The sequence below is a fragment of the Enterococcus sp. DIV0008 genome (genome assembly GCF_050542615.1).
In the GTDB taxonomy this organism is placed as follows: Bacteria; Bacillota; Bacilli; order Lactobacillales; family Enterococcaceae; genus Enterococcus_D; species Enterococcus_D innesii.
On sequence record NZ_CP172937.1, the window covers coordinates 1,005,001 to 1,019,019 of the forward strand.

The 14,019-nt window shown below is 42.9% G+C and carries 12 protein-coding genes and 8 tRNA genes (1 of these 20 only partly in view); 19 read left to right on the forward strand and 1 reads right to left on the reverse strand.

Annotation, left to right across the window (positions count from 1 at the left end):
- The 9 genes from IGI84_RS04725 to IGI84_RS04765 all read left to right on the forward strand — a co-directional run.
- Positions 1 to 7, forward strand: a tRNA-Asp gene (locus tag IGI84_RS04725) (it extends 67 nt beyond the left edge of the window).
- Positions 8 to 43: 36 nt separating this feature from the next.
- Positions 44 to 119: transfer RNA gene (locus IGI84_RS04730), tRNA-Phe, on the forward strand.
- 1 nt (position 120) lies between these two features.
- Positions 121 to 201 (forward strand) — tRNA-Tyr (locus IGI84_RS04735).
- A 5-nt stretch (positions 202 to 206) separates the two neighbouring features.
- Positions 207 to 280 (forward strand) — tRNA-Trp (locus IGI84_RS04740).
- A 27-nt stretch (positions 281 to 307) separates the two neighbouring features.
- Positions 308 to 380 (forward strand) — tRNA-His (locus IGI84_RS04745).
- A 10-nt stretch (positions 381 to 390) separates the two neighbouring features.
- A tRNA-Gln gene (locus IGI84_RS04750) sits at positions 391 to 462 on the forward strand.
- 41 nt (positions 463 to 503) lie between these two features.
- Positions 504 to 574 (forward strand) — tRNA-Cys (locus IGI84_RS04755).
- A 27-nt stretch (positions 575 to 601) separates the two neighbouring features.
- A tRNA-Leu gene (locus IGI84_RS04760) sits at positions 602 to 686 on the forward strand.
- Between the two features lie 187 nt (positions 687 to 873).
- A complete protein-coding gene (locus IGI84_RS04765; protein WP_200127335.1) occupies positions 874 to 1,344 on the forward strand; it encodes an HIT family protein in 471 nt (156 codons plus the stop codon).
- Between the two features lie 65 nt (positions 1,345 to 1,409).
- On the opposite strand, the gene IGI84_RS04770 is transcribed toward IGI84_RS04765, so the two are convergent.
- Positions 1,410 to 3,407, reverse strand: coding sequence for a beta-galactosidase (locus IGI84_RS04770; RefSeq protein ID WP_430600848.1), 1,998 nt, complete (start codon positions 3,405 to 3,407; stop codon positions 1,410 to 1,412).
- Positions 3,408 to 3,839: 432 nt separating this feature from the next.
- On the opposite strand from IGI84_RS04770, the gene arcA reads away from it, so the two are divergent.
- The 10 genes from arcA (at position 3,840) to IGI84_RS04820 (ending at position 13,971) form a co-directional block, all read left to right on the forward strand.
- Entirely contained in the window at positions 3,840 to 5,057 is a 1,218-nt protein-coding gene (arcA, locus tag IGI84_RS04775; protein ID WP_194195282.1) for an arginine deiminase, read from the forward strand.
- 385 nt (positions 5,058 to 5,442) lie between these two features.
- On the forward strand, positions 5,443 to 5,754 hold the full coding sequence (locus IGI84_RS04780; protein WP_081118806.1) for a hypothetical protein: 312 nt from the start codon (positions 5,443 to 5,445) through the stop codon (positions 5,752 to 5,754).
- The gene (locus IGI84_RS04785; protein ID WP_430600849.1) at positions 5,755 to 7,746 is read left to right on the forward strand and encodes a V-type ATP synthase subunit I; all 1,992 of its coding nucleotides are present in this window, start codon (positions 5,755 to 5,757) and stop codon (positions 7,744 to 7,746) included. It abuts the gene before it with no gap.
- On the forward strand, positions 7,730 to 8,203 hold the full coding sequence (locus IGI84_RS04790) for a V-type ATP synthase subunit K (RefSeq protein ID WP_005237160.1): 474 nt from the start codon (positions 7,730 to 7,732) through the stop codon (positions 8,201 to 8,203). Before IGI84_RS04785 ends, IGI84_RS04790 begins: the two co-directional genes overlap by 17 nt.
- Positions 8,204 to 8,218: 15 nt before the next feature.
- The gene (locus IGI84_RS04795) at positions 8,219 to 8,809 is read left to right on the forward strand and encodes a V-type ATP synthase subunit E (protein WP_430600850.1); all 591 of its coding nucleotides are present in this window, start codon (positions 8,219 to 8,221) and stop codon (positions 8,807 to 8,809) included.
- 14 nt (positions 8,810 to 8,823) lie between these two features.
- Positions 8,824 to 9,825 (forward strand): V-type ATP synthase subunit C, encoded by a 1,002-nt coding sequence (locus IGI84_RS04800; protein WP_086292902.1) that lies wholly within the window; start codon positions 8,824 to 8,826, stop codon positions 9,823 to 9,825.
- Complete coding sequence (locus IGI84_RS04805; RefSeq protein WP_430600851.1) at positions 9,818 to 10,132, forward strand: V-type ATP synthase subunit F; 315 nt, start codon at positions 9,818 to 9,820, stop codon at positions 10,130 to 10,132. Before IGI84_RS04800 ends, IGI84_RS04805 begins: the two co-directional genes overlap by 8 nt.
- A 31-nt stretch (positions 10,133 to 10,163) precedes the next feature.
- Positions 10,164 to 11,939, forward strand: coding sequence for a V-type ATP synthase subunit A (locus IGI84_RS04810; protein ID WP_430600852.1), 1,776 nt, complete (start codon positions 10,164 to 10,166; stop codon positions 11,937 to 11,939).
- Positions 11,939 to 13,327: a V-type ATP synthase subunit B gene (locus IGI84_RS04815; protein ID WP_005237151.1), complete on the forward strand. Its 1,389-nt coding sequence runs from the start codon at positions 11,939 to 11,941 to the stop codon at positions 13,325 to 13,327. The genes IGI84_RS04810 and IGI84_RS04815 overlap by 1 nt, the downstream gene beginning before the upstream one ends.
- Positions 13,327 to 13,971 carry a V-type ATP synthase subunit D gene (locus IGI84_RS04820; protein WP_005229243.1) on the forward strand — a complete coding sequence of 215 codons (645 nt, stop codon included), beginning with the start codon at positions 13,327 to 13,329 and terminating at the stop codon, positions 13,969 to 13,971. The genes IGI84_RS04815 and IGI84_RS04820 overlap by 1 nt, the downstream gene beginning before the upstream one ends.
- Positions 13,972 to 14,019 lie beyond the last annotated feature (48 nt).

Genomic DNA, 14,019 nt, shown 5'->3' on the forward strand with positions numbered 1-14,019 from the left:
CAGACCGTTTCATTAATTTTGTAAAACTTATATTTTCTTATATGGCTCGGTAGCTCAGTTGGTAGAGCAATGGATTGAAGCTCCATGTGTCGGCAGTTCGATTCTGTCCCGCGCCACCATGGAGGAGTAGCGAAGTGGCTAAACGCGACGGACTGTAAATCCGTTCCTTAGGGTTCAGTGGTTCGAATCCACTCTCCTCCATTCATAGGGGCATAGTTTAAAGGTAGAACAGCGGTCTCCAAAACCGTTAGTGTGGGTTCAATTCCTGCTGCCCCTGCCATTATATATTTAACAGTTTCTTATCACGGCGGGTGTGGCGAAGTGGTTAACGCACCGGATTGTGGCTCCGGCATTCGTGGGTTCGATTCCCATCACTCGCCCTTTCATTTTTGGGGTATAGCCAAGCGGTAAGGCAACGGACTTTGACTCCGTCATGCGTTGGTTCGAATCCAGCTACCCCAGTACAATCTTCACTTGATTGTAGATTGCAACAATAGTATAATGGCGGTATAGCCAAGTGGTAAGGCAGAGGTCTGCAAAACCTTCATCACCGGTTCAAATCCGGTTACCGCCTTAGTACTAAATACTAACCTTTCAACATGCCGGCGTGGCGGAATTGGCAGACGCGCTGGACTCAAAATCCAGTGCCCGTTGAGGGCGTGCCGGTTCGACCCCGGCCGCCGGTATCATTGATGTATCAGTCTTTTATAAGATTGATACATTTTTTTGTTTATAAAAGTCTACAAATACGATTTTGGAGGACAACTTATATAGCAAAGATTTTTTTTGTTTTGTTACTATTGAAAGCCTTCCCTTAATCTTTTATAGTTTTTACATGAATAGCTGCAAGGAACAGGAAAGAGGGTGATCAAATTGAAATGGTATGAGAATAGAATCAAATCGGCGATAGATGGGACAAATCCAATGGTGATCAAAGAATTGCCTGGCAGTTTTGCTGTTTATGGCGATGTCCAATTTCTTCCTGGATATTGTGTATTATTACCTAAAAGAGAGGTGGCTTCTTTAAATGATCTAGATTTAAATGAGCGACAGGTTTTCTTAACTGATATGACTCTTTTAGGAGATGCTATGATACAGGCTTGTTCTCCATTGAGAATCAATTATGAACTATTAGGAAATACCGATAACTTTCTTCATGCACATCTTTTTCCTCGTTATGAATGGGAAACCGACGAAGCGAAAAAAATGCCTGTTTGGCTGTATGACAAATCCCATTGGAGTAATCCAGAGTATCACTATTCAGAAAAAAGAGATGGAAAGCTAAGACAAAAGATAGCCTCTTGTATAGAAAATGCCTATCGTTTGTCTAATGAATCTTCTTGAATCTAGTAACGACTATAAAAAGAACCTCCATGAAGCGATCGCTTCATGGAGGTTCTTTCCTTAGATCAATCAATATACTTAAGAACGGCGACTTCTTTTGGTTTCAGAACTGCCAATTGTTTGGTTTCTTTAGTAAGAAGGTCTACTCCAGCGGCTTTCAGCTTCACTTCTGTTGTCTGCTCGGTGTGGTTTAAGAGAAAGACGAGTGTATAGCCATCACCTTTGCGGCAGGTAATAGAGACTCCAGTAGGAGCAGCCAAGAAGTGCTGGGCATGAGTCGTTATTTTGTGTTTTTCTAAAATGGTCGCTAAAAATGTGGTCACGCCTTCAAGAGACAATTCTGTTCCCATGTAATACGCATACCCATCGTCGATCTGATTCATAGTAATGGCTGGCTTATCGGACAAATAACCGGATTGGAAGGTTGCTAAAGCTTCAGCACCATTTAGATGAATGACTTCCTCCCATAGAGAATTGTCGTACCGACGGCCTTGAAAGTCAATTTGGTGATGGGTAGCGGCTTTCATTGGGTAAAACTCTTCTACAATGATCCCTAAGGTGTCTCTAAACAAGCCTGGATAGCCACCAAGATAGACTTGGTCATATTCATTGACGATCCCACTAAAGAAATTCGTCAAGAAGATGCCACCTTGTCGCACGTAATCATGGATCTTCTTGCCGAAGGCTTCGGGTGCTGAATAGAGATTCGGAGCGATCACTAAAGGATAGCCGTCTAGGGATTCGGAAGGATGGACAAAGTCTACGCTCAGATTTAACGCCCTTAGCGCGGCATACAGGCTGCGTAACTGATGAATGTACTTTAAGGTGCTTGGTTTGGCATCCAATTCCAGCGCCCACCAATTTTCCCAGTCGAAGACAACCGCGACATCAGCCAAGAAGCGCGTCCCAACGATTTCCGACAGTTGCGAAAATTCGTTGCCTAATTGTGCACATTCACGAAAGATACGGCTTGACTGAGGATCTCCGTGAGGCACCATCGCACTATGAAATTTTTCCGCACCGCCACGAGACTGTCGCCATTGGAAGAACATGATACCATCAGCGCCATGAGCGAGCGCTTCATAACTCCAAAGACGCAACTGGTTGGGTGTTTTTGCCCCATTAATTTGCCGCCAATTAACGGCGCTGGTGGCTTGCTCCATGATCAAGAAAGGCTTTTTCTTCAAGCTGCGGGTTAAATCGTTAGCAAGAAATTGCGGGTAAGGAATTTTTTCAAAGGGATTCGGATACGAATTCCAACTGACCACATCCATTTCAGCGGCCCATTTAAATCCATCCACGTATTTGTGTAAGCCCATAAGATTGGTCATATAAGGGATGCCTTGCGAATATTTTGCAATCGCCGCCTTTTCGAGTTGATAAAGTTCCAGATTCATGTCGGAAAGAAACCGACGATAGTCTAATTGCTGCGCAGGATTTTTGAAAGTTGGCATTGCTTCAGGTAAAAAAATTTCCTCCCAGCCGCCATAGGATTGACTCCAAAACTTGGTTGACCAAGCATCATTCAATCCAGCGATCGTCTGATACTTCTCTGCTAACCATGTCTGAAATCTTTTCCGACAATGATCGCAATAACACTCGTGGATGTGACAGGTATATTCATTATTGATATGCCACATGACCAGCCCTGGATGATTGGCATAACGGTTTGCGACTGCTTCAGACAAATTGGAGGCATATTGACGATAGATAGGGGAAGTCGGACAGTAGTGCTGGCGCGCCCCATGAACCAGTCGATTGCCATGAATGGTCACAGGAAGCATCTCAGGATGTTTTTGAACAAGCCAAGCGGGAGGAGAAGCCGTTCCATTGGCTAAGTCGATCATGATATTGTTTTCATATAAAAGATCCATCAACCAGTCCAGAAAGTCAAAATCATAGGTGGATTCATCTGGCTGCAGATTGGCCCAGCCAAAAATATTGATACTTACATAGTTCACACCTGCTTCTTTCATTAAACGCATATCTTCAAGAATGACTTCTTTAGACCATTGTTCAGGATTGTAGTCGGCACCATAGTAAAGATGACGTTGCGTTTTCATCAAATCGCTCCTTTATAGACGTTTCGCTAGTAACAAGCTACTTGAATCATATCAAACAATCATGCTTTTGATAGCGTTATCATTAAACAAACATGAAATGATCCAAAAAAACAAAGATAGTTCAATCCTTTTTCAGAGCAGCGTCTATCGGCCAACAGTTCTTTTGTCTTGCTGTTTTTTTAACAAAAATATACAATTGAAAAAGGCGGTAAATTAAAACATCTAAACTTTATCTCTCTAATTAGTTGTTTTTTTATTGATCGTTTCTTTATAAAAAATTGCATGTTTATAACCAACAGATCCAAAAAACTTTTAAACATTAGCAGAAGAACACTATGAGACAAAGAAATGAATAATTATGTGATGAGAAGTCATGAAAAAGGAATGACATAAGTTATTCTACAAAAAATGCGAAAAAGGAGAGACACGTCCATGAACCAGCCAATACAGATTTTTTCTGAGATTGCCCCTTTAAAACGGGTGCTGCTGCATCGTCCAGGCGCAGAATTAGAAAACTTGATGCCGGATTATCTTGATCGATTGTTGTTCGATGATATTCCTTTTCTAGACCAAGCGCAAAAAGAGCATGATTTTTTTGCCGAGACGTTAAGAAGCAAAGGGGTGGAAGTCCTTTATTTGGAGGATCTAGCTGCTGAAACATTGACAACAACTGGTGCCAAAGAGGCCTTTTTAGAAGACTACTTAAATGAAACAACGATCCTTGATGAAGAGATTCGCAACGAAGTGCGCAACTTTTTCCTGTCGATTAAAGATAATCGCGCCTTTATCGATCATACGATGGCGGGCTTGAAAAAAAGTGAGGTAGAAATTCCAAGAGCTAGCAATTTAACAGCAATCGTTGAAACAGAATATCCTTTCTTGATCGATCCAATGCCCAACTTGTATTTCACGCGAGATCCGTTTGCAACGATTGGTCATAGTGTTTCCTTGAATCGAATGTATTCTGCAACGAGAAGACGGGAAACCCTCTACGGAAAACAAATTTTCAAGCACCACCCGATGTTTGCCCGCAATGAGACGAACTTTTTGTATCATCGGGACGAAACGACGCGGATGGAAGGCGGCGATCAGCTGATTTTATCTGATAAAATCGTGGCGATCGGGATTTCTCAACGAACCGAAGTTGCCTCAATTGAAAAAATTGCCGAAACGATTTTTGCCACAGAACCGAGTTTCGAACATATCTTGGCCTTTAATATCGGCGAGGAACGAAAATTTATGCATTTAGATACAGTCTTCACGATGGTGGATCATGATAAGTTCACGATCCATCCAGAAATCGAGGGAGAACTTTCGCTGTATTCAATTACTAAACACAAGGACGGTGTTCGGGTATTTGAGGAAAAAGATACATTGGAAAATATTCTTTGTCGTTATTTAGATCTGCCTGAAGTGCTCCTGATCCGCTGTGGTGGCGACGATTTGGCAGCGGCAGCTAGAGAGCAATGGAATGATGGCTCCAATACACTGGCGATCGCTCCAGGGGAGGTCGTGGTCTATGACCGCAACACCATTACCAACCGGCTGTTAAAAGAGGCTGGCGTTAAGTTGAATGAGATCTCAGGCAGCGAATTGGTTCGCGGACGTGGGGGTCCCCGCTGTATGAGTATGCCGTTTATTCGTGAGTAGGACAGTTATTTGTTATTTAAAAATACGGCAACTTGCTTTGAAATTATGAAAGTTAAGAAATGAAAGAGAAAAAAATAAAAGGAAGATTTGAAACGGAATTCTGTTTCTAATCTTTCTTTTTTGTCCTCATTTAACCCACTTTAAATTGAAAAGGATTTCTTTTTGTGAAAATGTGTAATTTTTGTGACTTTTGTATGTAAAGACTATAAAAAAACGCTAGGAACCTTGTTCTATCGCTAGATTTATGTTACGGTTATATTAGAAAACGGAAATAGGTGAAGGTATTTGCCACTTATTGATTTTTGACACCCTACGATCAGCGAATGCCATATGCTTGATTTGTAGTGGTTTTTTTTGCGGAAAAAAAGTGAAAGCAGGTGAGAAAATGACAGTAGATGCCATTCGATTATTACAAGAAGCAGAGCAATTTGCGGAAAATAAAAATAAAGAAGCAGAAGCAGAAAAAAAACAATTGGCACAAGCAAGAGAAGAACGGTTGAAGGCGTTTAAAAAAGAGTTGGCAGAAAAAGAGGCCCAACAAAAAGAAGCAATCAATCAAAAAATCGCAGCTGAGTTGGTACAATCAAAAGAACCGCTCATGGCTAAAACGAAAGCAGAAGTAGAAACACTAAGAACGATCCCTAATGAGTTAAAAGAAGAAGCATTAGCAATAATAATAAATAAGGTTGTGACATAAATGGCAATTGCAAAAATGCAAAAGTTCAGTCTGTTGACCTTTTACGATCAGAAAGAAGCTGTTTTAGAGCAGCTGCAAGACTTTCAAGGCGTAGAACTGCTTTCTTCGGAAAAATATTATGATTCTGAAGAAACGACGGGTGTTTTGGCACCGGTTCGCGAGGAACAGTCTGAAGAAGAAATGGAGAACCAGTTTGGTCAAGTCAACTGGAGCTTAAATTTTTTAGAAGAATATGTACCCAAAAAAGGAATGCTGGCACAACTGCGGCAACCAATCAAAAAATATACCCTTCAAGAATTGGCTGAAACAGCCCACACCTATCCTTGGCAAGAATTATGCCAAACCCTTCGTAAACAAGACAAACGTCTTCGCTTGATTGATCAAGAAAAACGCGATGTATTAGCACAAGAAGCAGAGCTGTCGATCTGGAAGTACTTCAAAGAACGGCCGGCTGTTTTAAAAGAATTAAAAAAATCAGGTGGCATGTTAGGATCGATTCCTACTTCTGAAATGGCTGACTTTACGACCAACAGTGAAAAGCTGCCGCTTGTCTATGTCGAAACCATTTATCAATCGCAAACGACAACTTACTTGTTGGTGCTTTTCCATAAAGATGTAAAAGAAAAAGTAACTACTCTTCTAAAGAAAGCAGCCTTTGAGCAATACATCTACCCTTATGAGGGCATTCCAGAAGAAGATCTGCAAACGATGAAAGAAAAATCCCAACGTCTAATTGATGAAGAAAAAGAGATCAAAGCCGCTCTTCGCGCAATGACAAACGAGCAAGAAATGTTGCGGATCGTTGCCGAGTATTTAGATGGAGCGATTACCCGCTTAAAAAGCAATAAAATGCTTTTACGTTCAACTCATGCGGTCTCGATTTCTGGCTGGGTTCCTGTTGATGGGGCGACCGAATTAGAAAAACGTATCAAAAAAGGAACCACAGGTAACTATTACCTCGAATACCAAGAAGTGACGGAAAAAGAGATCGCTGATGTGCCGATTTTATTAGAAAACGCACGTTGGATCAAACCTTTTGAAGGACTTGTTCGGATGTACAGCTTGCCGCAATATGATGAGTTAGATCCGACACCATTTATGGCGCCTTTTTATATGGTGGCATTCGGGTTGATGGTTGCCGATTTTGGCTATGGGTTGCTCTTGTTTCTGGCGACATTCCTGGGGAAAAAACTGTTTCACCTCAGCAAAGGGCTGGAACAAAATTTGACCCTCTTTCAGTTGTGCTCGATCCCTACGATTATCTGGGGCTTGATCTATGGCAACTTCTTCGGATTTGAATTCTCATTCCAACTGTTGTCTGCCCAGGATGATGTCAATCAGATCTTAGTCTTATCCGTTATCTTTGGGTACATTCAGATCATGTTTGGATTGGCGCTGAAATTTTATATTTTATGGAAGAAAAAAGACCAGAAACTGGCTGCGATGTTCCAAGCCGGTTCGTGGATCGTCTTTTTGATCAGTGTGGTTTTTGTTGCCGCAGGAATGCTGCTTTTCCCTGATACACCGTTGCAAACGATTGGGATCGTGATGATCGCTGCTAGTCTTTTAGCAGTGGCGATCGGAGGCAGTTTAGAAGGAAAGACCTTAGCTGGAAAAATCGGTTCTGGATTGTACGGATTGATGGATGTGACCAATTATGTTGGTGACTTGATCAGTTACACCCGTCTGATGGCGTTAGGGGTTGCCGGCGGAAGTATCGCCTCAGCCTTCAATTTGATCATCAGCTACCTACCGCCGGCAGCCCGGTTTACCGTTGGTATCTTATTATTTGTGGCATTGCATGGCCTAAATATTTTCTTAAGTTACCTTAGTGCGTATGTTCATGGTATCCGTTTGCAGTATTTAGAGTATTTTGGAAAATTCTTTACGGGGGGCGGACGTGCTTTTGCCCCCTTCAAATCAAATGAAAACTATGTAGAGATCATCTCAGAAGAGAAGTTACAGGAGGACAATAATGGAAAATTGGATTAGTTTCTTTTACGAAAATGGTGGAATTGTTTTTGCAGCTTTAGGTGTGGCGACCGCAACGATTTGCGGCGGTATCGGATCAACGATCGGTGTTGGGATGACCAGTGAAGCAGCGTCAGGCTTGATCTCTGAGCAGCCAGAGAAATTTGGGCAAGCGTTGATCTTGGAATTGCTGTCTAGTACTCAGGGATTATACGGGTTCGTAATTTCCTTTATGATCTTTGGTCAGATCAGCGGTTCGCTCTCATTCGATCGCGGATTGTACTTGTTTATTGCTTCATTGCCAATCGCATTAACAGCAATCGTAGCCGGAAAATGGCAAGGACGTGCCGCAAGTGCTGCGATGCAGATTTTAGCAAAAAAACCAGAACATGTGACCAAAGGAATTATCTTAGTAGCGATGATGGAAACGTATTGTATTTTAGGGTTCGTAATTTCCTTCTTGCTTGTCTTGAATTAAGAGGAGGGAAAGTGAATGTCTGATATTACACGTTTAACTGACAAAATAACCGCTGATGCGGAAAAGAAATACCAGTTGCAAATCAAAGAAGCAAATAAAGAAAGTGAAAATCAAGAAAACTTAAAGCGAACGCAATTAGAAAAAGAGCTGAACGAACGACTAGCTTTCTACGAAAAAGAAAAACGTGCGGCGATGTATTTGGAAATCTCAGATGTGCATATCCAATCAAGAAACAAGGTCTTGGCAGCAAAGCAGTCTGTCTTAGATGAGCTGTTTTCTGAGGCTCTGACTCGATTAAATACAATGGATCAAGCAGCATTTTATGCGTTTATCGCTAAAGGCTTGGCGAATGCACGGTTAACTGGTGAGGTTGAGTTGCTTTTAGGTGAGAAGACCCGCCATTTAGTAGATGAGGAACTCCTTACTAAGTTGCAAGCATCGGTTCCAGAGGTTCAGCTGAAACTGGTAAATAAAACGATCCCTCGTAAGGGCGGCTTTTTGTTGCGACAAGAAGCGATTGAGTTGAATTTTACTTTTGATGCGCTGCTAGAAGCCAACAAGGAAGAGTTAAGCAATACGTTACTGCAATTGATTTTTGAACAGTAAGCAGGTGCAAACAGATGAATGACATCAAATACAATACCTTAAATACGAGAATTCGGACGTATGAATCGCAATTATTCGATCGCAGCCGCTATGAGCGGATGCTCTCGGCTGCTAGCGCAGAGGAAATCTACAGTATGTTGCAAGAAACGGTTTATGGTGACTTCATCAACGAGGATGATCGTGTACACGACTTTGAAGATGTGTTGATGGCGGAGTTGAAACGGGTATACGACACGATGTATCAGCTGACACCGGAAAAAGCGATCGTTGATTTCTTTGCTTTGAAATATGACTATCAAAATCTGAAAGTCTTGGTAAAAGCGGCGTATATGCAGGAAGATTTTTCTGAATACCTTGTCCCAATCGGCACCCAGCCGCTTTCCGTCCTTAAGGATCTAGTCAAGACCAGAAAAAGCAATCTTGTTGCCAAAGAGATGGTTGATTGTGTGGAAGAAGTCTTCTCTTATATTGAGAACTACCATGAGGTCCAATCGATCGATATCATCTTTGATAACCATTATTGGGAGCAATTGTGGACGATCGGCAAAGAATACGACGACGATTTGCTGCAAAGCTTGATTCGTCGACAGATCGATATCTTCAACATTTCAACAACGTTGCGCAGTTACGCGATGAAACGCAAGCGCGGCTTTATCAGCGCAGTTTTAGCCGATCATGGGAACCTACCTGCAAAAGAACTGTTAGCTGAGATCACGACTTCCCTTGAGGCATTTGTGGCATATTTGCAAGGAACTCCTTATAAAGAACTGATCAATCACAGCTATGAAGAGTTGGTAGAGAAGAAGACCTTGAATACCTTTGATATACGCAAAGACAATTTTCTGATGGCGAAGCTCAAAGAACATAAAATTGTTCCTTTTGGCCCTTCAGCATTGGCAGGGTACTTGTACGCCAAGGAAATTGAAAGCAAGAACTTGCGAATTCTCTTGATTGGGAAAATCAATAAGGTGCCGGAAGAGATTTTAAGAAGTCGGGTGCGTGATAGTTATGCATAAAAAAATAGCAATGATGGGTGGTAAGAACTCGATCTTGCCTTTCAAAGGGCTGGGGATCGACATCTTTCCAGTCAGCAATTTGGATGAAGCCGCCCAACAACTAGAAGAAATGGCTGAAGCCTATGGGGTGATCTTTTTAACTGAGCGACTGATCGAACAATTAGAACCGATCGTTCGCCGCTATGAAGAAGTACCGACACCAGCAATAATTCCGATCCCAAGTAGTACAGGTAGTCTAGGAATCGGCATGGCACGCATTCAGCAAAATGTGGAAAAAGCGGTAGGAATGAATATTTTAGATTCATAACAGACAAGTCAGCCAGCTAGGAGGAATAAATGTGGCATTTGGCACAATTGAAAAAGTATCGGGACCACTGGTCACCGCCTCAGGATTGAGTGGCGCAAAAATCCATGAAATCTGCAAAGTCAGTGACAAGGGCCTTATCGGTGAGATCATTGAGATCAAAAAAGGGCTGGTTTCGATCCAAGTATACGAAGAAACAGCGGGAATCGGACCAGGCGAACCCGTGGAAACGACAGGCGCACCATTGTCTGTCGAACTAGCACCAGGTTTGTTGACTCAGATGTTTGATGGGATCCAACGACCATTAGATACGTTTATGTCGCAAACAGAAAGTGATTTTTTGGAACGAGGGGTCACCATCGATCCACTGAATCGCCAAAAGAAATGGACCTTTGTCCCTCAAGTACAAGTCGGTGATACCGTAAAAGGCGGCGACATTTTGGGTTCAGTACAAGAAACGTCGGTGATCGAGCATAAAATCATGGTTCCACCAAACTATGAAGGAACCGTCAAAGAAATCATGGTAGGGAATTTTGCGATTACTGAAGTGATCTGTGTTTTAGAAACCATTGAGGGTGAAAAAAACTTGACGATGGTTCAGAAATGGCCAGTTCGTCAACCACGTCCCGTTACTGCTAAATTAAATCCAGGCGAACCGCTGGTCACTGGACAGCGAGTCATCGACACCTATTTTCCAGTAGCAAAAGGCGGCTCAGCTGCCGTTCCCGGACCATTTGGTGCCGGAAAAACAGTTGTTCAGCACCAAATTGCTAAATGGTCAGATGTGGATATCGTTGTCTATGTCGGCTGCGGCGAGCGAGGCAATGAAATGCGGGATGTTATGAATGAATTTCCTGAACTGATCGACCCAAATACCGGCAAGTCGATCATGGAACGAACGGTCTTGATCGCCAATACGTCGAATATGCCAGTTGCTGCTCGGGAAGCCTCAATCTATACAGGAATCACGATTGCAGAATATTACCGTGACATGGGCTATAGTGTGGCCATCATGGCAGACTCAACATCACGTTGGGCAGAAGCGCTGCGGGAAATGAGTGGACGATTGCAAGAGATTCCCGGAGATGAAGGTTATCCGGCTTATCTTGGAAGTCGAATTGCGGAATACTATGAGCGAGCAGGGCGTTTCCATTCATTAGGCACGCAGCCTCGGGAAGGAAGCATTACCGCAATTGGCGCGGTTTCACCAGCTGGTGGAGACATCTCAGAACCAGTCACCCAAAATACCTTACGAATCGTGAAAGTTTTCTGGGCATTGGATAGCATGCTGGCGCAAAAACGACATTTTCCCTCCATCAACTGGATGAATTCCTATTCCCTTTATGAAGATCAAATCAATTCTTATTTAGATCAATTATTAGGCGATCGCTGGTCGGAGCTAGTCAATGAATCAATGGCGATTCTCCAAGAAGAAAGCCGTTTAGAAGAGATCGTTCAATTGGTAGGGATGGATTCTCTTTCTCAAAGAGACCGTTTGACGATGATGACAGCCCGTTCTTTGAGACAAGATTACTTGCAGCAAAACGCCTTTGATGACGTTGACACGTATACATCTCGTAATAAGCAGTTCAAAATGTTAGAGAATATTCTTTACTTTAATGAACAAGCGCAACGTGCACTGCAGCTAGGTGCTTACTTAGATGAGATCACCAAAGGAACGGTTGATCTGCGTGAGCGCATCGCCCGCAGCAAATACATTCCTGAAGAAGAATTGACCCGCTTGGATACGATCAAGCATGACATCAAAGAAATGTTACAACGAATCATTGAAACTGGAGGTGTTCATTGATGTTAAAAGAATATCGTACAGTTTCCGAAATCGCCGGCCCCTTAATGGTGGTTGAGAACGTCAGAGGCGTTAAATTTGATGAACTCGTCGAAGTCCGCATGGACACGGGTGAGATCCGTCAAGGACAAGTACTGGAAGTCAGTGATGACAATGCCGTTGTCCAAGTCTTTGAAGGTACTAGCAACTTGAGTGCCGAAGAAAGTAAAGCAAGATTTCTAGGAACTGGTTTGACTTTGGGGGTTTCTCTAGATATGATGGGTCGAGTGTTTGATGGTTTAGGAAAACCCAAAGATAATGGCCCGAGAATCTTGCCAGAAAAACGCATCGATGTAAACGGTGAAGCCATCAATCCAATGGCACGGGACTTCCCGGATGAATTTATCCAAACGGGAATCTCAACCATCGATCATTTAAATACCCTGGTTCGTGGACAAAAACTACCAATCTTTTCCGCCTCCGGTTTGCCTCATAAAGAGATCGCTGCTCAAATTGCGCGACAAGCAACCGTACCCAGCCAAGAAGGTAATTTCGCGATCGTCTTTGCAGCCATCGGAATTCCATTTGAAGAAGCAGAATTTTTCGTAGATGAATTTCGTAAAACTGGTGCGTTAGACCGTTCTGTTTTGTTTATGAACCTTGCCAATGACCCGGCAATCGAACGGATCGCTACCCCTAAGATGGCATTGACCGCAGCAGAATATTTGGCTTTTGAAAAGGGCATGCACGTTTTAGTGATCATGACCGATATGACGAACTATTGCGAAGCATTGCGAGAAATCTCCGCTGCTCGCCGAGAAGTTCCAGGACGTCGTGGCTACCCAGGGTATCTTTACACCAATTTAGCGACGCTGTATGAACGGGCAGGACGTTTGATGGGCAAAGAAGGCTCGGTCACACAGATTCCAATCTTAACGATGCCTGATGGCGATAAAACCCACCCAATTCCTGATTTGACCGGCTATATCACGGAAGGGCAAATCATTTTGTCGCGGGACCTTTACAAACGCAATATCAACCCGCCAGTGGATATTTTGCCAAGTCTTTCCCGGTTGAAGGACAAAGGAACGGGAGAAGGTAAGACCCGTGCCGATCATGCGGCAACGATGAATCAAATTTATGCCGCCTATTCCGATGGGAAAGCTGCCAAAGAGTTATCGATCGTTTTAGGAGAGTCTGCCTTGTCTGATCTTGATAAAAAGTACGCGCGTTTTGCTGATCTTTTCGAAAAAGAGTATGTCAACCAGGGATTTGAAACCAACCGGACGATTGAAGAAACGTTAGATTTAGGCTGGAAGCTATTAGCTACCTTGCCAAAACAAGAGTTGAGCCGTATCAAAGAAGAATTTATCGACGCCTATTACCCAACGGACGAGGATGTGAGTTCTTAATGGCGATCTTAAATGTCAATCCAACTCGGATGGAACTAAGTCGTTTGAAAAAACGGCTGACGACGGCAACCCGTGGTCACAAATTATTGAAAGACAAGCAAGATGAGCTGGTGCGCCAATTCATTCAGCTAGTAAAGAAAAACCAGGAACTTCGTAAAAAAATGGAAACTGCGCTGCAAGCAGGGATGGAAGAGTATGTGCTGGCTTCTAGTAGTATTCCCGATGTCGTTTTGCAAGAAGCATTTATGATCCCTTTAAATAAAGTGACCCTAGATGTACAAAGTCGGACCATCATGAATATGGATGTGCCAGTGTTAAATCCTGTTTACGAAGAAGAAAGCTCTGATGATGACTTTTCCTATGGTTTTGTAAGTACCACCAGTGAGCTGGATCTCTCATTGTCTCATCTCGACCAAATGCTGCCAGTAATGCTGCAATTGGCAGAGATCGAGAAAACCTGTCAACTGATGGCCAATGAGATCGAGCGGACGAGACGAAGAGTCAATGCGTTAGAGTATATGACGATTCCCAAACTGACGGAAACCATTCAATACATTGAAAGCAATCTGGCAGAAGACGAACGAGCAACATTGACCCGCTTGATGAAGGTCACAGATATCATTGCGGAAAATGAAGCAAAGTGAGGCTTTTGCAAATCACTTGGAAAAATCAAAAAAGACACGTAGAAGGGG

Excerpts from the sequence above, each read along its gene's own strand:
- IGI84_RS04770 (WP_430600848.1), bottom strand. The coding sequence starts at position 3,407 with ATGAAAACGCAACGTCATCTTTACTATGGTGCCGACTACAATCCTGAA.
- arcA (WP_194195282.1), top strand. The coding sequence starts at position 3,840 with ATGAACCAGCCAATACAGATTTTTTCTGAGATTGCCCCTTTAAAACGG.
- IGI84_RS04780 (WP_081118806.1), top strand. The coding sequence starts at position 5,443 with ATGACAGTAGATGCCATTCGATTATTACAAGAAGCAGAGCAATTTGCG.
- IGI84_RS04785 (WP_430600849.1), top strand. The coding sequence starts at position 5,755 with ATGGCAATTGCAAAAATGCAAAAGTTCAGTCTGTTGACCTTTTACGAT.
- IGI84_RS04790 (WP_005237160.1), top strand. The coding sequence starts at position 7,730 with ATGGAAAATTGGATTAGTTTCTTTTACGAAAATGGTGGAATTGTTTTT.
- IGI84_RS04795 (WP_430600850.1), top strand. The coding sequence starts at position 8,219 with ATGTCTGATATTACACGTTTAACTGACAAAATAACCGCTGATGCGGAA.
- IGI84_RS04800 (WP_086292902.1), top strand. The coding sequence starts at position 8,824 with ATGAATGACATCAAATACAATACCTTAAATACGAGAATTCGGACGTAT.
- IGI84_RS04805 (WP_430600851.1), top strand. The coding sequence starts at position 9,818 with ATGCATAAAAAAATAGCAATGATGGGTGGTAAGAACTCGATCTTGCCT.
- IGI84_RS04815 (WP_005237151.1), top strand. The coding sequence starts at position 11,939 with ATGTTAAAAGAATATCGTACAGTTTCCGAAATCGCCGGCCCCTTAATG.
- IGI84_RS04820 (WP_005229243.1), top strand. The coding sequence starts at position 13,327 with ATGGCGATCTTAAATGTCAATCCAACTCGGATGGAACTAAGTCGTTTG.